At 38.1% G+C, this 19073-nt stretch carries 20 protein-coding genes; 11 read left to right on the forward strand and 9 right to left on the reverse strand.

The window, feature by feature from the left end:
• Positions 1-47: 47 nt before the first annotated feature.
• The 6 genes from N9R04_RS01630 to yut form a co-directional block, all read right to left on the reverse strand.
• The gene (locus N9R04_RS01630) at positions 48-743 is read right to left on the reverse strand and encodes an ATP-binding cassette domain-containing protein (protein ID WP_262854088.1); all 696 of its coding nucleotides are present in this window, start codon (positions 741-743) and stop codon (positions 48-50) included.
• Positions 730-1512, reverse strand: a complete 783-nt coding sequence (locus N9R04_RS01635; RefSeq protein ID WP_262854091.1) for an ATP-binding cassette domain-containing protein — start codon at positions 1510-1512, stop codon at positions 730-732. Before N9R04_RS01635 ends, N9R04_RS01630 begins: the two co-directional genes overlap by 14 nt.
• Positions 1505-2326 (reverse strand): nickel transporter permease, encoded by an 822-nt coding sequence (gene nikC / locus N9R04_RS01640; RefSeq protein ID WP_262854094.1) that lies wholly within the window; start codon positions 2324-2326, stop codon positions 1505-1507. Before nikC ends, N9R04_RS01635 begins: the two co-directional genes overlap by 8 nt.
• Positions 2326-3309: a nickel ABC transporter permease gene (gene nikB, locus N9R04_RS01645; RefSeq protein WP_262854099.1), complete on the reverse strand. Its 984-nt coding sequence runs from the start codon at positions 3307-3309 to the stop codon at positions 2326-2328. The genes nikC and nikB overlap by 1 nt, the downstream gene beginning before the upstream one ends.
• Entirely contained in the window at positions 3306-4784 is a 1479-nt protein-coding gene (gene nikA / locus N9R04_RS01650) for a nickel ABC transporter substrate-binding protein (protein ID WP_373316332.1), read from the reverse strand. Before nikA ends, nikB begins: the two co-directional genes overlap by 4 nt.
• A gap of 101 nt (positions 4785-4885) precedes the next feature.
• Positions 4886-5773 carry an urea transporter gene (gene yut / locus N9R04_RS01655; protein ID WP_262854107.1) on the reverse strand — a complete coding sequence of 296 codons (888 nt, stop codon included), beginning with the start codon at positions 5771-5773 and terminating at the stop codon, positions 4886-4888.
• A 211-nt stretch (positions 5774-5984) separates the two neighbouring features.
• Between yut and N9R04_RS01660 the strand changes: the two genes are divergently transcribed.
• From N9R04_RS01660 to N9R04_RS01700, 9 genes are all read left to right on the forward strand, one after another.
• The gene (locus tag N9R04_RS01660) at positions 5985-6287 is read left to right on the forward strand and encodes an urease subunit gamma (RefSeq protein WP_262854111.1); all 303 of its coding nucleotides are present in this window, start codon (positions 5985-5987) and stop codon (positions 6285-6287) included.
• Positions 6288-6299: 12 nt separating this feature from the next.
• Positions 6300-6719 (forward strand): urease subunit beta, encoded by a 420-nt coding sequence (gene ureB, locus N9R04_RS01665; RefSeq protein WP_262854122.1) that lies wholly within the window; start codon positions 6300-6302, stop codon positions 6717-6719.
• Positions 6716-8431, forward strand: coding sequence for an urease subunit alpha (ureC, locus tag N9R04_RS01670; RefSeq protein WP_262854125.1), 1716 nt, complete (start codon positions 6716-6718; stop codon positions 8429-8431). Before ureB ends, ureC begins: the two co-directional genes overlap by 4 nt.
• A gap of 18 nt (positions 8432-8449) precedes the next feature.
• Positions 8450-8902, forward strand: coding sequence for an urease accessory protein UreE (gene ureE, locus N9R04_RS01675; RefSeq protein ID WP_262854128.1), 453 nt, complete (start codon positions 8450-8452; stop codon positions 8900-8902).
• Positions 8895-9584 (forward strand): urease accessory protein UreF, encoded by a 690-nt coding sequence (locus N9R04_RS01680; RefSeq protein WP_262854130.1) that lies wholly within the window; start codon positions 8895-8897, stop codon positions 9582-9584. Before ureE ends, N9R04_RS01680 begins: the two co-directional genes overlap by 8 nt.
• Positions 9585-9635: 51 nt before the next feature.
• Entirely contained in the window at positions 9636-10250 is a 615-nt protein-coding gene (gene ureG / locus N9R04_RS01685; protein WP_262854132.1) for an urease accessory protein UreG, read from the forward strand.
• Positions 10250-11098 (forward strand): urease accessory protein UreD, encoded by an 849-nt coding sequence (locus N9R04_RS01690; RefSeq protein ID WP_262854136.1) that lies wholly within the window; start codon positions 10250-10252, stop codon positions 11096-11098. Before ureG ends, N9R04_RS01690 begins: the two co-directional genes overlap by 1 nt.
• Before the next feature lie 197 nt (positions 11099-11295).
• The gene (locus N9R04_RS01695) at positions 11296-11763 is read left to right on the forward strand and encodes a thioesterase family protein (RefSeq protein ID WP_262854142.1); all 468 of its coding nucleotides are present in this window, start codon (positions 11296-11298) and stop codon (positions 11761-11763) included.
• A gap of 128 nt (positions 11764-11891) precedes the next feature.
• Complete coding sequence (locus N9R04_RS01700) at positions 11892-13184, forward strand: arsenic transporter (protein ID WP_306439785.1); 1293 nt, start codon at positions 11892-11894, stop codon at positions 13182-13184.
• 393 nt (positions 13185-13577) lie between these two features.
• Here the strand turns inward: N9R04_RS01700 and N9R04_RS01705 are convergent, their stop codons facing one another.
• Both N9R04_RS01705 and pmtC read right to left on the reverse strand, forming a co-directional pair.
• Complete coding sequence (locus N9R04_RS01705; protein WP_262854146.1) at positions 13578-14309, reverse strand: ABC transporter permease; 732 nt, start codon at positions 14307-14309, stop codon at positions 13578-13580.
• Between the two features lies 1 nt (position 14310).
• On the reverse strand, positions 14311-15183 hold the full coding sequence (pmtC, locus tag N9R04_RS01710; RefSeq protein WP_262854150.1) for a phenol-soluble modulin export ABC transporter ATP-binding protein PmtC: 873 nt from the start codon (positions 15181-15183) through the stop codon (positions 14311-14313).
• Positions 15184-15575: 392 nt separating this feature from the next.
• Here pmtC and N9R04_RS01715 point away from each other — a divergent pair, with 392 nt between their 5' ends.
• Both N9R04_RS01715 and N9R04_RS01720 read left to right on the forward strand, forming a co-directional pair.
• A complete protein-coding gene (locus N9R04_RS01715) occupies positions 15576-16574 on the forward strand; it encodes a zinc ribbon domain-containing protein (RefSeq protein WP_262854153.1) in 999 nt (332 codons plus the stop codon).
• Positions 16575-16599: 25 nt separating this feature from the next.
• A complete protein-coding gene (locus tag N9R04_RS01720) occupies positions 16600-17928 on the forward strand; it encodes a TcaA 3rd/4th domain-containing protein (RefSeq protein WP_262854160.1) in 1329 nt (442 codons plus the stop codon).
• Between the two features lie 180 nt (positions 17929-18108).
• Here the strand turns inward: N9R04_RS01720 and nagB are convergent, their stop codons facing one another.
• Positions 18109-18843 carry a glucosamine-6-phosphate deaminase gene (gene nagB, locus N9R04_RS01725; protein ID WP_262854164.1) on the reverse strand — a complete coding sequence of 245 codons (735 nt, stop codon included), beginning with the start codon at positions 18841-18843 and terminating at the stop codon, positions 18109-18111.
• Between the last annotated feature and the right edge of the window lie 230 nt (positions 18844-19073).

Consider the following 19073-nt stretch of genomic DNA (forward strand, 5'->3'; position numbering starts at 1 on the left):
GATAATTGAGAATCTTTTTCAATAATTAAAGGAGATTATCGTTATATTCAATAGTCGTAAACAGAAATTAATTCCTTAGTATACTCATGCCTGTCCTCATTAAATAATTCTTCTCGTCTAAAATGATCTACGATCACTCCTTCTTTCATGACGATAAAGCGATCAACCAGTTGTTGTAAAAAAGCTAAATCATGAGAAATAAGTATAATACTTTTATGAAACTGTTTAAAATAAGATTGAATTAATCTAACAATACGCTGTTCAGCTACAACATCCAAATGAGCAGTTATTTCATCACAGATCAATAAATCAGGAATAAATACCATAGATCTAATGATATTCAGTCTCTGAAGTTGACCCCCACTCACCTGATCAGGCCTTTTACTAAATAAATCATGCGAAAGATTCATAATGCTCATGAGTTCATCTAATCGCTCCCAGGTCTCCTCTCTATGCCCCTTAGCATGATATTTAATAGCCTCCTCAAAAGATGTTTGCAAACTCGTCTCGGGGTTGAAACTTTGAGAGGCGTGTTGAAATACAGGTAGAATATTTCGAGTTTGAGACCGAACTGTACCGCCTTGGGGTTGCAACAAACCTAGGATGAGCTTACTCAACGTTGTCTTTCCTGAACCGCTTTCGCCTACTATACCGACCACTTCAGAAGTTCCGATATGCATTGAGATTTGACGCACTACGCTATTATCCTTGTAACTATACGAAACATCATTAAGTTGAATCATTGGCATCATCCTTTTTCAACTGACTGCGCATCTCAAATAAATAAGCACTATAGTCACTCAACTGACCTGCTTTGATATCATCTTGAGATAAATGTTCAACCATCGTACCATTCCTCATAACATGAACATAGTCACTATGCTGTGATGCATGAGTCAAATCGTGCGTGATTAGCAATAATGTCTGTCCGTGTAATCGAGTTAAATAATCTAGCAAACGTATGAGCTTATATCCTGTTAACACATCTAAAGAGGCCAGTGGCTCATCAGCTATAATAAGTCTCGGGTTCAGCATGAGGACACTCGCTATTTGAACGCGTGCTAATTGACCACCAGAAAGTTCGAAACGATAGCGATCGATAATATCCGGAGAGAGTTCAACGCTCTCAACGGCTTGTGTGACAAATTGGCAAGCTTGACTTTTCCCTACATCATAATGTTGACGATAAATTGCTATAAGCTGTTTACTTAATTTAGTATGAGAGTTAAAGCTATGCATATAATCTTGCGTAATCATCCCTATTTCATTACCTAATAATGAAGTGATGTCTGTTACCTTTTGTTGGTCAAAGCTATAACTTAGATAATCGGCCTTTAAACCTGGCGGTAGCGCATGTATTAGTGACTGCGCGGTTAAGCTTTTGCCTGACCCACTTTCACCGATAAGTACGTGGCTCTGACCTTCAGACAAAGTCAAATCTATGTGATGTAACAGCGACTGGCCTTGTGCAGTTGCTACTTCTAATCCTTTAATCTCTAACAACTTATTCACGATGACCACTTCCTTTTTTTAAAAGGTTATCTCTCAAGGCATCTCCTACTAGATTGAATAGGATAATCGTCACGGTAATCATCGTAGCTGGAGCAATAAGTAATATAGGATGAGAGCTCATATAATTTCGTCCTGCATTAAGCATAGCGCCCCATTCCGGCGAAGGCGGTTGTGCACCTAATCCTAAGAAAGATAATGATGAAATATACAGTATAATCTTACCGAAATCCACAGTCATGATTACTATAATCGATGGTAGAGCCTTTTTAAGACAGTATCTCCAGATAATGAGGCGATGAGGTACAGAAAAAAACTTCGCCATTTGAACATAGGGTTTATCAACTTCGCTTAGAACGATTGAACGCGTTAAACGAGCGTAATTCATCCATTTTATCAATACGATAGCCACTACAAGATTCCAAATACTAGGCTTAAAGAAGCTAGCTAACGCGATCATCACTATAAACTCAGGAATGCTTAGACCTGTATCTATGATGCGCATAATGATAGTATCCATTCGTCCTCGAAGATAGCCTGAGACTAAACCAATGGGCACACCGATTATGACAGTAAGGGATAAAGTAAGTAAGGTCACGAGTAAGGTGTATCGCGCTCCGATAATGATGCGAGCAAAGAGATCACGACCATAATCATCCGTACCTAACCAATGTGTTTCCGTAGGATTTAGCAAAGTTTGACTCAAATTCACATTAAATGCTTGGTGTTTACTTACAACTAATTGAAGAACAAGTAAGAGTGAAACAAATATCAGACATGTGACATAAATAAGTCGTCGTTTTATATATGGTTTCATCAAAGGTCACCGCCTTCGTGTCTGATTGTTTCATGCTCATCACTCTTCTTGATAGAGTAACGGCGTTCAGGATCTAGCCACAGAATAAACAAATCGCTCAAAGTGTTTGCTAGCACCACAAAGCACCCAATCATGATAACAGCCCCTTGTACTACTGGATAATCTCGCGCGCGGATACTATCCACTAGAAAGCGACCTATACCCGGAATTCCAAATAAGTTCTCGATCACTACGGTGCCTCCGATCAGACTCCCTACCGACATACCAAGCATTGTAACCATTGGGATTAATGTAGGTTTTAACATATCTTTCATAATAATGTAGCGTTCACTCATTCCTCTATTTCGCGAAGCTCGGACTTCTTTAGATTGATAGAGAGTTACGAGGCTTGAGCGTATGAGTCTTACATAATAAGCACTCATCCCCATGCTCAATGCTATGATGGGCATGATATAGGAAGTTGGAGATGCTGAGTCAGAGGAGGACAACCAGTGTAATTGTTGATCAAATAAAAATATAAGTACTGTACCTATAAAAAATGAAGGGATACTGACTACAAATGATGACAACAGTCGAATTAAAGTATCAATTACTGTTCCGTGATATTTAGCCGCTAACATACCGAGCGGAATAGTAACTATGCTGACAACAATCATCGTCCCTAGAGCAAGCGTTAAAGTAGGTGGTGCATAGTAAGTGAGCTCGTGTAACACCGGCTCTCCTGTTTGGTAGCTATTACCAAAGTTCAAGTGTATTATTTCCCCTAACCACTGCACATATTGTAACCATATCGGTTGATTTAGCCCTAGTTTCGATTTCGTTGCGTCAACTTGAGCTTGAGAAACATTAGCTTCATCTAAATGCAACACCTTGTCCACTGGATCACCTGGCGTGAGTTTCATAAGGATAAATGTGATAGTAGAAAGGACAAATAATACGATGATCATTTGTCCTATTCTAGAGAGTATTCTTTTCATTATCATGATTTCTTGTCTACCTTATAATCAATCAAATAGATATCTTCTGGTGTTGCTTTAAGATGCTCAACTTTATCGTTCATACCTACTAGATTGTCATTATATGCTATATAACTGTTAGCATAATCTCGATTAGTAGCTTGAACGATTTGGTTAGAGATGTGGTGACGCGCTTTAACATCTACTGTCGTGTTAAGTTGTTGTATTAAACGTTCTATCTTACCGTTGTGATAACTGCCTTTGTTGATTGCTCCATGAGGCATATAAGCTTGGTTAAAGAAGTAACCCGTATCGCCACGAGGAATAGTGCCAAAGCTATACATTGAAGCATCCCATTGATTTTTATTTTTTAAATAACCTTCAATATCATCTACATTGCGAATATCTAAGTCGATATTAGCCTTTTTCGCATCAGATTGTAGCACTTGAGCTATCTTAGGCAATTCCGGCCGACCATTATAAGTAGCGACATTCAGCTTGAGTGGATGCTTAGCAGAATATCCCTCGTGGCTGAGTAATGCTTTCGCTTTGTTAATATCCTGTTGAGTGGGTTGACGAGCAGGTATGAAGTCTAAATTAGTATTAAACGGACCAGTTGCTTCTGTCGCATAACCTTGGTAGACGTGATGTGCAATGCTATTACGATTAATTACTTTATCGAGTGCTTCTCTAACTGGTTTAGTCATTTTAGTACTCGTGTGGTTGTACAGCAGCAGACTAGTGCGGAAACCTGAAACAGTTGAGACTTTAGTTCTCGCATCATTCTTTAACGACTCGACGTTTTCGACAGGCACATCCGATATCACATCAGCTTTGCTCGACTTCAGATCTCTTGTCCGTGTGTCACCATCCTCTTGATAAGTAACGTTGACATGCGCCATTTTAGGTTTACCTTTCCAATAATCTTTAAAGCGATCTGCATGAATAGATTGAGACTGATTGTACTGTTTAATTTGATATGGCCCAGTACCTACGGGGGTATTTTTCACATTACTAGCTGCATGAGTATCATAAATTCCAGCAAATGGACTGGCTAGTTCCGACTTGAGTTCAGGATACGGGCGTTTAGTAGTAATATCTACATATTGACCATGCGCCTTGATATGATTGATAGGCAAGGAGCCTTTGACTAAGTCACTTTGTTTCAAACTTTGCTCTAAACTATCTTTTACAGCTTGTCCAGTAAGCTTTTTTCCATTTTGAAAATGAATATTCTTCTTTAATTTGAGCTTTAATTCTTTTGCGGAAGGTTGACTGTATGATTCTACCAATTCTTTCTTCACTGTACTTTGCGGCGTAGCTTTGAACAGCGACTCAACTGCCCCTATCTTTACTGGCACATCAGTGTCATACGGAGCTAATGAAGTAGTCTTTAGTGGCAGCTCAACACTGAGTGTACGCTTGCTATCTTGCTTACTTGCTGAACCACACCCCGCTAATATCAACAGACATGAAGCTACAATGACTAAAAGCTTCTTCATCATTATTCCTTCTTTCTCTTATTTGTTCTCCATGTTTTTTAAAGCAGCTGAATTCATTAATACTAAACAATTAATCTTTATGCCTTTCGCTAAGTTTCCACTTATAGACGTGAACCAGCAAATAACATAATCCACGTTGCCACAATAAATGGCAAAGTAAACACCGGCACGCCAAATGGTGTAAGCAATGTGGTCAAACCTGCGTGCAGAATGATGGTGAGGATGACACCCATTACTACAGCGATGAACCTATTTATGCGTGTTTTAAATGCAACACCTAAAGCAATAGCTGTTAAGACGATGTTATAACCGAAGAGCCCTTGGTTAACTTGATCATGGTTTGCACCCATCAACATCACTACACTTATTCCTATGAGGTTAGCAAAGATAGCATATAAACCTGTCTTCCGTGATGCTATAAATATTCCAATAAGAATGAGTCCACCTGACACGATACTTTTTAGCAAAAATATCTCACTGAACCCAGTTAAAAAAGCTAGTATGATATGTATCGGGTGATGAGAATACGTTATTTCTTGTACCTTATCCGGTAATATCGTGACATCTGCATTAATAAATTCGAACTGAAATGACATGAGTAACACTAACCAGCTCATAAACACGTAAGGCATCGTTAGCATGGGGACACTGAATGGCTTCAGAAATTCTCTAAAGGCTGATCCAATTGGCAGAGTAATGATTATAGCTATAAATATCACGACATAACTATACCATTCATCACTTAAAAAGAGCGTTAGCGCAATAGCTGTAAGCACGGGATTAAATCCGGCTAACCCATCCTCTATCTCTCTAGCAGAATAATTGGTAGCGTCAGCTATGAACAGAGCGAGTATACTGGCAATGAGTGTCATCACTCCTACTTCTATCTTGCCGATAAAAAGGCCAACTAATATACATAGCCCCGTCCATTCATTGCGAATGAGGAGTACTTGCGAAATATTACGCAGAACGATACGCACGTTTAGCAAACCTTCACCTTCCTATTTCAGCTTCTAAAACAATGCTATTATATAACGCTGCAAATATAAAGTAATACATATTTCATATTTTCACTATTAATATTATATGTAATATTTTAATAACGCGTATTTCTTGTTATTGATTTTTATTAATCTTAACATATTAATTAGACATCATTTTTATTTATAGATTATTCTTTTTGAGAAAGTAGGTAATGCTGTGCATTTTACTCAACGTGAACAAGATAAACTGATGCTCGTCATCGCTGCTGATGTAGCGCGCAGACGACAAGCCCGAGGCCTTAAGTTAAATTACCCAGAAGCAATGGCCATCATTAGCTACGAATTACTTGAAGGTGCTAGAGATGGTAAAAGCGTTGCAGAACTCATGAGTTATGGTAAACAAATATTAAGCGAAGACGATGTTATGGAGGGTGTCGCTGATATGTTAACTGAAATGGAAGTTGAAGCTACCTTCCCTGACGGCACGAAGTTAATCACAGTCCACCATCCCATCGTTTAAGGAGGTTACGAGATGAAGCCTGGTGATATTAAAGTAAAAAATAGTGAAATAACCATTAATCAAGGTCATCACGAAACGCGTTTAACAGTTAAGAATTCAGGCGATCGTCCTGTACAAGTAGGTTCTCATTATCATTTCTATGAAGCTAACCCCGCATTGCAGTTCGATAGAGATAAATCGTACGGTAAACATCTTGATATACCTGCTGGAGCAGCTGTACGCTTCGAACCTGGAGATGAGAAAGATGTTCAACTTATCGAATATGGAGGACAACGCAGAATTTACGGTTTCCACGGTGTTATAAACAGTGAAATTGATGAGTCTAGAGTAGTCAAACCTACAGATGATGATAATCAAGAGGATTCTAAAATTATCTCAGCTAAGAACGAAGGAACAGAAAATGCTAATAAAGAAAGCGGGTATAATCAATGAGCTTTAAAATGACGCAATCACAATATACGAGCCTCTATGGCCCGACTACCGGTGATTCCGTAAGACTAGGAGATACTAATTTATTCGCGCGCGTAGACAAAGACTACGCACAATATGGAGACGAAGCTACATTCGGTGGCGGAAAGTCTATACGTGATGGCATGGCGATGAACCCCAATGTTACGAGAGATGATAAGAACGTAGCTGACCTAGTCATCACTAATGCCCTTATCATCGATTACGATAAAATCGTCAAAGCCGACATCGGTGTGAAGAATGGCTACATCATGCAAATAGGTAAAGCTGGTAATCCAGATATTATGGATCATGTAGATATCATTATTGGTTCAACTACAGATGTCATCGCTGGTGAAGGCAAAATTGTCACAGCAGGCGGTATTGATACACACGTCCACTTCATCAATCCAGAACAAGCCGAAGTGGCACTTGAGAGTGGTATTACTACCCATATTGGTGGCGGAACTGGGGCTTCTGAAGGCGCCAAAGCAACCACGGTGACACCCGGCCCGTGGCACATCCATCGCATGCTACAAGCTGCCGAACAATTACCTCTAAATGTAGGCTTCACTGGCAAAGGGCAAGCTGCGAATCATACAGCACTAATTGAGCAAATCCATGCAGGTGCGATTGGCTTGAAAGTTCATGAAGATTGGGGCGCTACACCTTCAGCTCTCGACCATGCTCTTTCAGTAGCTGACGATTATGATATTCAAATCGCTTTACATGCAGACACTTTGAATGAGGCTGGATTTATGGAAGATACGATGAAAGCCGTCAAAGATCGCGTCCTCCATATGTATCATACGGAAGGTGCAGGTGGTGGACATGCTCCCGATTTAATTAAATCCGCTTCATACTCCAACATACTACCCTCGTCTACGAACCCAACCTTACCTTATACCCATAATACGATAGACGAACACTTAGACATGGTTATGATCACTCATCACTTAAATGCTTCGATCCCTGAAGACGTCGCTTTTGCAGATTCTCGCATTCGTAAAGAAACTATTGCTGCGGAAGATGTACTGCAAGATATGGGCATCTTCAGTATGGTGAGCTCCGACTCACAAGCTATGGGTCGAGTAGGAGAAGTCATCACGCGTACTTGGCAAGTTGCACACCGCATGAAAGAGCAACGTGGCAGTCTGCAAGGTGACGGTGATTATAACGATAATCAACGAATAAAACGCTATATAGCGAAATATACTATTAATCCAGCAATCACCCACGGCATTTCAGATTATGTCGGCTCAATAGATAGCGGTAAGCTTGCTGATCTCGTGATATGGGATCCTGCATTTTTCGGTGTCAAACCTGAAATAATCGTTAAAGGCGGACTCATTAACTCAGCTGTTAACGGTGATGCCAATGGCTCAATACCGACATCAGAACCGATGAAATACCGCCGTATGTACGGACAATACGGTAGAAATATCAATGGCACATCAATGACCTTTGTCTCAACTACAGCCTTTGAACATGATATTGCTCAAGTACTTGGACTTCAAAGTAAAGTTCGTCCAGTGCATAATATTCGTCATTTGACTAAGGCTGATATGAAGAACAATGATGCAACACCTAAACTCGATGTCGATCCTCAGACATATGAAGTGTTCGTAAATGACGAAAAGATTACAAGTGAACCCGCTGAAACCTTACCACTCGCCCAGCGTTACTTCTTATTCTAATGTGGAGGAATGAATCATATGATCATAGAAGAAATACAAGGTAATATTGCTAACTTATCTGCTGAGGAGAAAAATAAACACATTGAAAAGGTTTATTTAGAAAACTCAGATCTCGTTAAAAGGATTCAACGCGTAACGACAGACCACGGCAATGAAATCGGCATTCGGTTAAAAAATCCTATTGACCTCGAATACGGTGACATCCTTTATCAAGATGCTGACAACATGATAGTAGTAGACGTTAATGCTGAAGATTTATTGGTGATTAAACCACGCTCTTTAAAGGAAATGGGAGATATCGCACACCAATTAGGGAATCGTCACATGCCTGCTCAATTTACTGAAACAGAAGTGCTTGTTCAATATGACTATCTTGTAGAAGATCTATTAATAGAACTAGACATTCCATACAGTCATGAAGATCGTAAAGTAAACAAGGCATTTCGACATATAGGTCATTCTCATGATTGATCACGCAGAGCTGAGATTATTTCAATTTTGTGATTCTCAATTTCCTACAGGGGCATTTAGTCACTCATTAGGACTGGAAACCTATATTCAACGGCAGACCGTTCACGATGAGCAAACTTTTTATCAATGGTTAAAGTTATTTCTAAACGAACAGCTCACTTATTCAGACGGTTTAGCTATGCGCTTAACTCATGAAGCTATAGTGAATAACGATACTGATAAACTACTCCATCTTGATCGATTAATTTATGTACAAAATTTACCAAAAGAAACCCGTCAAGGAACTAAGCAAATGGGTCGACGTATGGCGAAGCTTGCACTCGAACTCTATGATAGTCAATGGATCGATTGGTATCATCAACAAATGCTTGATAAGAATGCTCAACTCCACCCAGCCATCGTCTTCACGATGCTAGGCCACCATCTTAACGTAGCGTTAGAATCTATCATAGACTATTATCTCTATCAAAACGTTTCAAGCTTGACACAAAATGCTGTACGTGCCATCCCTTTAGGTCAAACTGCAGGTCAGCGTATCGTCAATCGGCTTTATCCAATTATCACAAGTGTCCGAGAGCGTATTTTTGAAATTAAAGAATCAGAGCTAGGCATCACCGCACCTGGTTTAGAGCTCAATCAAATGGAACATGAACACGTTAATGTGCGAATATTTATTTCTTAAGCATTTAGTTAGCTAACACTTTACTTTATAAGAAAATAGGAGGAATTTTCGATGACTGACACAATTAAGATAGGTATTGGTGGTCCGGTCGGCGCAGGTAAAACCCAATTAGTTGAGAAAATTGTAAAGCGCCTATCACAAGAGCTGAGCATCGGCGTTATCACTAACGATATCTATACGAAAGAAGATGAAAAGATCCTGGTAGATACAGGTGTGCTACCTGAAGAGCGCATTATTGGTGTAGAAACTGGAGGTTGCCCGCACACAGCGATTCGCGAAGATGCTTCTATGAACTTTGCAGCTATCGAGGAATTGAAAGAACGAAATGACGACATTGAGCTCATCTTTATCGAATCGGGTGGCGATAATTTAGCAGCGACATTCAGTCCAGAGCTCGTCGATTTCTCTATTTATATTATCGATGTGGCTCAAGGTGAGAAGATACCACGTAAAGGTGGTCAAGGTATGATTAAATCTGATTTCTTTGTGATTAACAAGACAGATTTGGCGCCATATGTAGGTGCTTCATTAGAACAAATGGAAGAAGATACCCGTACATTTAGAGGCGACCGCCCCTTTGCTTTTACAAACCTTAAGACAGACGAGGGCTTAGATCACGTTATAGACTGGATAGAGCGCGATGTCTTCCTCAAAGGATTAGCCTAATGCCACGTGAAACAAATCAACGTGCTTGGACAGGACAGCTTGATATAACTGTGTTCCATAACGGACGCCGTTCTGTAGCTCGTGACATCTTCTTCGAAAAAGCACTCAAAGTCATGCGCCCTATTTATCTAAATGGATCCGCTATCCCGACATTCTACATTGTTAATGTCGGTGGCGGTTATTTAGATGGCGATCGTTATAAGATGAACTTTAACGTGGAAGACGACGCCCACGTCACACTCACTTCACAAGGTGCCACCAAAATATATAAGACATTAGAAGACCACGTTGAACAATATCAAACTTTCAATTTGGAACATCATTCATACCTTGAATATGTAGGCGATCCTATTATCGCTTATGCAAATGCTAATTTCTTTCAATTTAATCGCTTTAATCTGCGCTCTACAAGTTCACTCTTCTATACTGACATCGTAACTCCAGGTTATGATAGAAATGACGCCAATTTCAGTTATCAACAAATTCATTTACTCAATGAAATTTACATCGACGATCAACTTGTTGTTTTTGACAATTTACGCTTAAATCCAGACAAAGAATGTGTAAGTGGCATCGGTTATATGGAAGGCTATACCCATCTCGGCTCATGTTACTTTATCCATCCAAAAGTATCACAAAAATTGATTGATCGTGTTTACGAGGTGATGAAGTCTAGTGCTCAACATGATGACTGTCGTTTGGCGATCTCACAATTGCCTACTCATGGTTTTAATATTAGAATACTCGCTTTCAAGACTCAGGTAATTGAACAGGTGCTCAACGCAGTTCAATCCCATGTAGTCCAAACACTTTATAATCGTTCAGTAAACTTTTTGCGTAAATATTAATACCAATTGTTGAAGGAATCGCAATGATCACGTCTAACACTTAGCTTACGCTTTCTAAAAAAGCCTGACTGGAGTATGACTATCATAATCAAAGTATTGGGCCTTGCTCCATTATTTGAAACAGAAGCTTAGACTTATATTTAGCAACATTGCTACAATAAATGCGTTAGGCATATATTAAGATGGGGGGAATGGGTATGGATTTAGAATTTATCGCAGAAAATAAAGTTAAACCTGAATGGATTGACCATAATAATCACTTACACGATGCTACATATTATGCTATATTTAGCGATGCGGTCGTAGAATTGTTTGAAAACATGGGGTTTACTATTGACTATCGCCAAAATAATGAGTGTACAGTATTCTCTCTAGAATCGCACATTTCATTCTTACGAGAGTTACAAGTCCACGAGAGTTTCTATATAGATCCTTACATATACGACTATGATCACAAGCGGATCCATCTATTTTTAACGATGTTGAATGGAGACAACGAACGGGCAGCCACTTATGAAGTGATGATGATGGCAGTAAGTAATTATCAACGTAAAAGTATGAATTTCCCGGAAGAAGTATTGGAGAAGATTAAATCAAGATATGACAAACAAGAAGCGCGAGAAATGCCTCCACAATTCGGACATGTGATCGGCATTCCTCGTTAAACACGGTGATTAACAATAGGGAGCGGGACTACAAAATCTTTTTATTCAAATTAGATTTCTGCCTCGCTCCCTTAGTCATGCCCGTTATTACATGCTAAGCTTGTAACGTTAAGGAGGTAAAATAAGATTTGATATGGTTCGCAACTACAATATTCATCCTGACACTTATATTTGTTATTTGGCAACCTAAAGGATTAGATATTAGTATCTCAGCGCTAATAGGAGGTTGCTTAGCCCTTATTACTGGCGTTGTTACTGTGTCAGATGTACTAGACGTCACGCGGATAGTATGGAATGCGACCTTAACCTTTGTGGCACTCATCATCATTTCAATTATCTTAGATACAATTGGCTTATTTGAGTGGTCAGCACGTCACATAGTGAAAGCTGCTCGTGGTCATGGTTTAAAGATGTTCCTCTATATCTTAGTCCTGGGCTCGTTAATCAGCGCTTTTTTCGCTAATGATGGGGGCGCTTTAATACTTACACCTATTGTTCTAGCTATGGTGCGACACTTAAATGCAAGCAACAGGGTCATCTTCCCCTTTGTCATCGGATGTGGATTTATCGCTGATGCTACGTCGCTCCCTTTTACCATTAGTAATTTAGTGAATATCATCTCAGCTGATTTCTTTCACATCAGTTTCATAAACTATTTCATACATATGATGATTCCGAATTTATTTGCGTTAGTGAGCAGTCTCATCGTCTTATGGCTATACTTCAGAAAATCCATTCCTAACAGTTTTGACCTTGCCCGTCTTCAAGAACCCCAGCGAGCCATAAAGGATATCAAACTATTTCGTTGGTCATGGGTTGCGCTTGCTATTTTGCTCATAGGCTACATTGCTAGTGGCTTCACTAACATCCCGGTCTCTCTTATTGCCATAGTCGTTGCAGTCATCTTACTCTTCCTATCTAAGCGCTCATCAGCTGTTCACACAAATGAGGTATTGAAACAAGCACCTTGGAATATCGTGCTCTTCTCTATCGGTATGTACGTTGTCGTCTTTGGTCTGAAGAATGCAGGCATTACACATCTGTTAGCAAATGTTATTCATCACTTCACTCAACATGGTACATTCTCAAGCATTATCGGTATGGGATTCTTATCAGCGATACTTGCCTCAGTGATGAACAACTTACCTACTGTCTTAACTCATGCACTGGCTATCCAAGAACTCCATACTAGCGGCATCTTGAGAGAATCTCTCGTTTACGCGAATGTTATCGGCTCAGATCTAGGTCCGAAGATAACACCAATTGGTTCCTTAGCAACTCTACTTTGGTTACATGTGCTTGCTAAAAAAGACGTCAAAATAAGTTGGGGGACGTATTTCAAGACGGGGATTGTAATCACCCTCCCCGTGTTAGTATGTACTCTATTGGGCTTGTATATATCTTTGTTATTATTCACATGAAATATAGGCTGAATTTAAGAAAGTGTGTTGAGAAGTCAGCGACTGAACTTACGCTCAAATCTCGTTACGGAAGAATAGGTTAAGTGAGCTATAAGTCAAATGCGCAACGCCTCACTTTCCTTTGCTTCATACAATTAATTCAAAAGCTAACATGTACGCTAATACCTAGAGGTACAGCAATAAAAAATGAATTCGCTCCTCTATAAATACAAAAGAGATAGAACTATTTAAGATTCAGATAAACAATTTCATAGTTTAAATACTATATAAAAAAGTAGGTGCAAGAATGAGAAGCAACATTCTAACGTCACGCTCATTTTTACACCTACTTTTTTAGTCTTGCAAAACCTCACTGCATTAGTTTCTAAACCTCTTTTATCATATCCATTTGTACTATATATTTCGTCTTTGAGTTATCCAAGTAGAACCAATAATTAGCAAGACGATTAAACCAATAGAAATGAGCCCCTGTACCGCTGTTAAATCACCACTACCTTTGTAAAGATTGATCGGGAGATAGACGTAAGGAACGTAATGAGTCATAAAGTTTATAACTTCAGAAATTTTAGGGGAGACAAGCCCTAACAGTGGAAGTATAGGGCTACCCAATAAAACTAATATCGTTAACGTATATATCAATGACGGCTGTTTAACTAACATGATTAAAATATAAAATAAGAGACCCAAACAGAGATACATCAACATACTAATAAGACAATTATGCCCACACGTTGTCCAATCGAGACCTGCACCTTTATTTAAGAATAAATATAACACTCCACTTATAACATAAGGAAGTGGCGTAAAAATAAGAGCTATTAATGTAATTGACAATAATTTACCCACCAAATATCTTAAACGGTTATCTTTCTTATTTAAGATCAACTCTATCGTTTCTTGTGAAAAATCACGAGTGATCGTCTTAACAATAGCCAGCATTCCAACTATAGAAATTAAAGGGGTGATAATTACAACTAAGCCGTCAGCAGGCGTTTTATTCTGATGTATTAACAAGATTATAAATATTATGATAGCTGGAGCTGATGCGAGCAGAATTCCAATGTAAGTCCACATACTAAGAAACATTCGTTTAAGATCGTATCGAGTTAAAATTGAAATATCCATCTTAACGCTCCTCCTTGTTCAAACTGAAGTAAGTATCTCTTAGGGACTTGTACCGATTATCTATCATCATTGGGTAAATGTGATGTTGTGCAAGCTTTTCTAACATATTTGACAAGTCCTGTTGTAAATCAAGGTAAAGTGCATGTTCAGCGTCAATCACTGTATGTATCGACATCTCATCTTTTAATAAGTCCTGCGCTTTTGTAAAGTCCGCTTTCTTTAATTGAAGCATCGTATACCCCTCAACCTTACCTGATTCAGTAAGTTCCTTATCAGCTACGATATTAGAGTTTTTAAGAAATATAGCTCGATCACAAATTAGCTCTATATCTTCTAACTTATGGCTTGAGATCAATATTTTAATATTATAGTCTTGCGCAAACTCCTTAAGTGTGGTTAATATATCTATCGAACTATCTGGATCCATCCCATTAGTTGGCTCGTCCAGAATAAGATAATTCGGTTTACTCATGAGAGAAATCGCAATAGCCAAGCGTTGTTTCATCCCCATGGAATACTTACCTGTCTTCTTATTAATAAAGCCTTTCATATCGAACCGCTCAATAATCTTTTCAGTAAATGAGCTATCAAATCCTTCCCCTAATAAACGGCTAAAGAATTTCAAGTTATAGAGACCCGTCTTATTACGGTAGAATTTCGGCTGTTCGATAAGATAGCCCAGTCGCTCATCGTCATCGTATTGGACCGTTCCAGAATAGTCAGTAATATTACCATTCATCACTTTCATTAGAGTGGTCTTGCCTGCCCCATTCTTTCCTATTAAGCCAACAATATGACTTTGATTAAAGGAGAAACTAATATCATTTAGCACAGTATTCTGATCAAACTTCTTTGTTACATGCTTTAATTCCACTTATTGTCCCACCTCTCACAAACGAAGTATTATCACTCTACCAATTAAATTCAATCACACTTGTGAATATTATTCAATGTATCTTATATCTAATTTTATTTTATTACAAATTTTTAAAAAGGCTGAGACATAAACTTGTATTCACTGAGAAACCGATGATCGATTTATTCTGCTAACCATCACTTCCGTCATTATCTAACTTTAAAAATTGTGACATCACCGATATCACACTAATGTCTTTCAGTAATGTTTCACTGCAGAGCTATTATTACATTTGAAAACTACATAATTTTGCCAAATCTTCTAAATTTCATAATATTAACATCCTAAATACTAAATTTTATGATACTATATTGTAAGATAACATTTTGTAACGATAGGAGGAATCAATTATGCAGTGTCCAAATTGCGGAAACTCAGTTGAATCTAACGATTTATTCTGCGGCGAATGTGGCACAAAACTTACAAACAACACTCCCGGGACAACAGAGCGCGCTCACAATTCTATTCATGCACAGGATTTATCCCCAACACAAAGTAAGATTAATACAGAGCGGTCTACGAGTAATAATGACGACCCTCGAGAATTATCTCATGGTGCTAAGGAAAATCAGACTGAGTCAGTTGAAAAGACAGACGGTGTGCCTGACGATCAACAACATACATATATCACGAGAGCACAGCATATTGAAAATGAGCCACAGCGACAGCAAGATGCACATGATCAAAAAGGCAACGATCAAACGAGCGATCAATTTAAGCAACAATCACTTCATATTCTTAACGAAATGAAGCGTTTCTTTAGCACGGCTTTTCGCTGTCCAGATCATCACATCTCAAGCCGTGATTTCTTTAGTTTTAAGACGATAGCAACCTTAATTATTCTAGGTCTAATCATCACGACAATTTGCTTAACTATCGCAACACCTTCAGAAATAGGTTATTTCACTAGTAATGGCACTAAGTCTCCCTTCATTCTTAGAACTATATTATTTATCATTATTGGAATAGCGATTAACTTCTTCCTTACTTATGGCTTAGTACGCTTATTAAATATTAATATTTCACTTAGTAAGGCTATCTCAGACTATATATTAATAAACACATATTCTATCATCTTCTTTATTATCGGATTTCTATTGGGAGCTATAAATGCGCCTGTACTCGCATTATTCATCTCATCATTAGCCCTGCTCTTATTCTTTGTAGCACCGGTATACTTATTTGCTAGATATAGCGCTGATCATGAGGTACGCTTCCCTGTCATCTTTGCGATAATTATCTATATCATCGTGTTATTAATTGTTATGCGTCTCTTTATAGAGAGTATTGTTGGCCCGTTAATTGGCAATATGACTTCTTCATTTACGAACAATTTCTTCAGAGAATAAACTTTAATTATAGAGGAGTATGATTATGAACTTTTGCTCAAATTGTGGTGCTCATGTTAAAGACAATCAAAAGGTATGTACCCAGTGTGGCACACCTATTCATCAAACAAGTCACAAAGATCGAACTGAACCGAAAAATATAAATAGTTATCCACAAAGAAGACCTCATAAATCAAAATTACCATGGGTGATCACGATAGCTATAGTTTTAGCGCTCATTTTATTATTTATAACTTACAAGATAGTAGATAACCAATTATCAGTTAAGAAAGAAGGAGAAGCTATTGCTAAAGACTTAAAGAATGGCAAAATATCCAGTCTTTCACAACATTTAACTTGTGATGGAAAACACCTTTCTAAAGAAGAAACTCAAGCTTTCTACGACTATATTAAAGAAACAGATAACCCTACACGTGTTGCCAATGAGATTGAATCAAGTGCAAAAACTGTACATAGAGATAAATTAGGCTCGAAAGCTGTAACTACTTCAGAGCATACGTTAGTTGATATTCAACAGAATGGTAAAAAGTTAGTTATCTTTAAGAACTATGACTTTGAAGTACCAAAGCAACCTGTTTCTATCACTCCAGAGGACACAGGTGAGTTACATTATAAAAGAAACGGGAACACTGAAAAAGTTAAGCTTGAAAAAGATAAAACAAAAGTATTAGGTGATTTTCCTCTCGGTATTTATCATTTAGACGCTACAGAAAAGATCAACGGAAAGAACTTTAAAGGTGAGCTACTCATCGATATGTCTCACGATAATTCAGCAACTACTAACTTTAAACAGAAACGTTTCACTGTCTCAATCGACTCTTTATATTATGATAATGATTCTCTCAAATTATATATCAATGGTAAGGAACAAGGTAAATTTAGCGCTTATAGTGATAAAGAATTTGGCCCATATGCACCCGATGATAAAGTAGAAGTTTACGCTACGACGACGGTAGAAGGTAAGACATTTAAGTCTAATACACTAAATGTTCCAAGCCCTGAGAAAGGTGAACAGGTATCTAAAGTCAAGCTAGCTTTCAACGATGATGATATTGAGGATCACTCAGAGAGAGAGATTGATAAAAAATCGAAAAGTGATGACACTACCAGCCACACTTCTGAACACTCTAAAGTAACACGTAGCAACGTGATCGATAAAGTTGAATCATTTGAAGGCAAAACACTAGATACTAGTAAATACACCTATAAAGAACCTGAGAAAAAAGGGAATACTTGGGGGTTCTCCTTCACAGATAAAAAAGGTAACCTCGCAGGTTCTTATATTATTGATGCTGACGATGGCTACGTTACAAAGTATGATGAAGATGGCAAAGAAATAGATTCTGGCTATTAAAAAATAAGGAAGCGGGACAGAAATCTAATCTGAATAAAAAGATTTCTGTCCCGTTCCCAAGATGAAACACTCAGATGAAATGAATTAAATCATCTGAGTGCTATTTTTTCTAAGATTTATGTCCCAGACTCATCTTAGTATGTTTAAGATCTCGGTATCATTTCACTGCTCTATTGTGGATTAAATGTTTAAATACTTATAAATTTCATCATCAACCACCACTTCAACATCTGGATGATGATGTAGTATCGAGGCAGGTAAGTCTTCCGATATTTCTCCCTCGACTAATCTTTGTATCGCTTCTCTCTTTTTCTCTCCAAAGGCTAATAAGATAATACGCTGAGCTGACATAATTGACTTCAGGCCCATTGATATTGCTTGAGTAGGGATATCCGCTTCGTTATTAAAGTGTTGCCTATTAGCGTTCAGAGTCGACTTCGTTAAGTTCACTACACGCGTAGTGCTATCGAAAGAAGCGCCTGGCTCGTTAAAACCAATATGACCATTCTCTCCGATACCTAGTAATTGAATATCAACTGGCCCGTCTTGACTTAAGTGAGTTTCGTAATTCTTTATTTCCTCGGTAATATCTCGTACTTTCCCATTAGGAATGTGGATATTGTCTTTATTCCATGTCTCATTATGGTCGAAAAGGTAGCGATACATATAGGAGTGATAGCTTTCTTTATCACCTTTACCAAGCTTCATATATTCATCAAGATTAAAAGTATGCACAGAACTAAGGTTAAGTTGATTGAGGTTGATCAGTTTAACGAGTTCATGGTAGACATTTATCATTGTATTTCCTGTCGCTAGACCTAATGTAGTTGTAGGCTTGTTAATGATTGCTTTAACGATTTCTATCGCAGCGTATTCACTGGCTAATCGCTCTGCTCCTAAATTAATTATTTTCATAGTATACACCCACTTATATTAAACGTAGTTCTACCATTTTATAAATTCGTCAGAAATAATGTAAGTTTAATATACAACTTAGAGTAACAATATTCAACAAACAACTGGGTATACACCTTTAATTTCGAAAAATTAATTATCTTTACTAAAATGAATACACTCAGGCAATTATTTTATATTTATTTTAACAGTTAAGCATTAATAACGACCATCTAAGCAATTTTCAACAC

Origin of the sequence: Staphylococcus marylandisciuri, from assembly GCF_025519785.1 — a bacterium.
GTDB classification, from domain to species: Bacteria; Bacillota; Bacilli; order Staphylococcales; family Staphylococcaceae; genus Staphylococcus; species Staphylococcus marylandisciuri.

Coding starts and splice junctions, on each gene's coding strand:
- N9R04_RS01705 (WP_262854146.1), bottom strand. CDS start 14,309: ATGGATATTTCAATTTTAACTCGATACGATCTTAAACGAATGTTTCTT.
- N9R04_RS01720 (WP_262854160.1), top strand. CDS start 16,600: ATGAACTTTTGCTCAAATTGTGGTGCTCATGTTAAAGACAATCAAAAG.
- ureC (WP_262854125.1), top strand. CDS start 6,716: ATGAGCTTTAAAATGACGCAATCACAATATACGAGCCTCTATGGCCCG.
- ureB (WP_262854122.1), top strand. CDS start 6,300: ATGAAGCCTGGTGATATTAAAGTAAAAAATAGTGAAATAACCATTAAT.
- ureG (WP_262854132.1), top strand. CDS start 9,636: ATGACTGACACAATTAAGATAGGTATTGGTGGTCCGGTCGGCGCAGGT.
- nikB (WP_262854099.1), bottom strand. CDS start 3,309: ATGATAATGAAAAGAATACTCTCTAGAATAGGACAAATGATCATCGTA.
- N9R04_RS01680 (WP_262854130.1), top strand. CDS start 8,895: ATGATTGATCACGCAGAGCTGAGATTATTTCAATTTTGTGATTCTCAA.
- nagB (WP_262854164.1), bottom strand. CDS start 18,843: ATGAAAATAATTAATTTAGGAGCAGAGCGATTAGCCAGTGAATACGCT.
- N9R04_RS01690 (WP_262854136.1), top strand. CDS start 10,250: ATGCCACGTGAAACAAATCAACGTGCTTGGACAGGACAGCTTGATATA.
- nikC (WP_262854094.1), bottom strand. CDS start 2,326: ATGAAACCATATATAAAACGACGACTTATTTATGTCACATGTCTGATA.
- N9R04_RS01695 (WP_262854142.1), top strand. CDS start 11,296: ATGGATTTAGAATTTATCGCAGAAAATAAAGTTAAACCTGAATGGATT.
- nikA (WP_373316332.1), bottom strand. CDS start 4,784: ATGAAGAAGCTTTTAGTCATTGTAGCTTCATGTCTGTTGATATTAGCG.
- ureE (WP_262854128.1), top strand. CDS start 8,450: ATGATCATAGAAGAAATACAAGGTAATATTGCTAACTTATCTGCTGAG.
- N9R04_RS01630 (WP_262854088.1), bottom strand. CDS start 743: ATGATTCAACTTAATGATGTTTCGTATAGTTACAAGGATAATAGCGTA.
- N9R04_RS01715 (WP_262854153.1), top strand. CDS start 15,576: ATGCAGTGTCCAAATTGCGGAAACTCAGTTGAATCTAACGATTTATTC.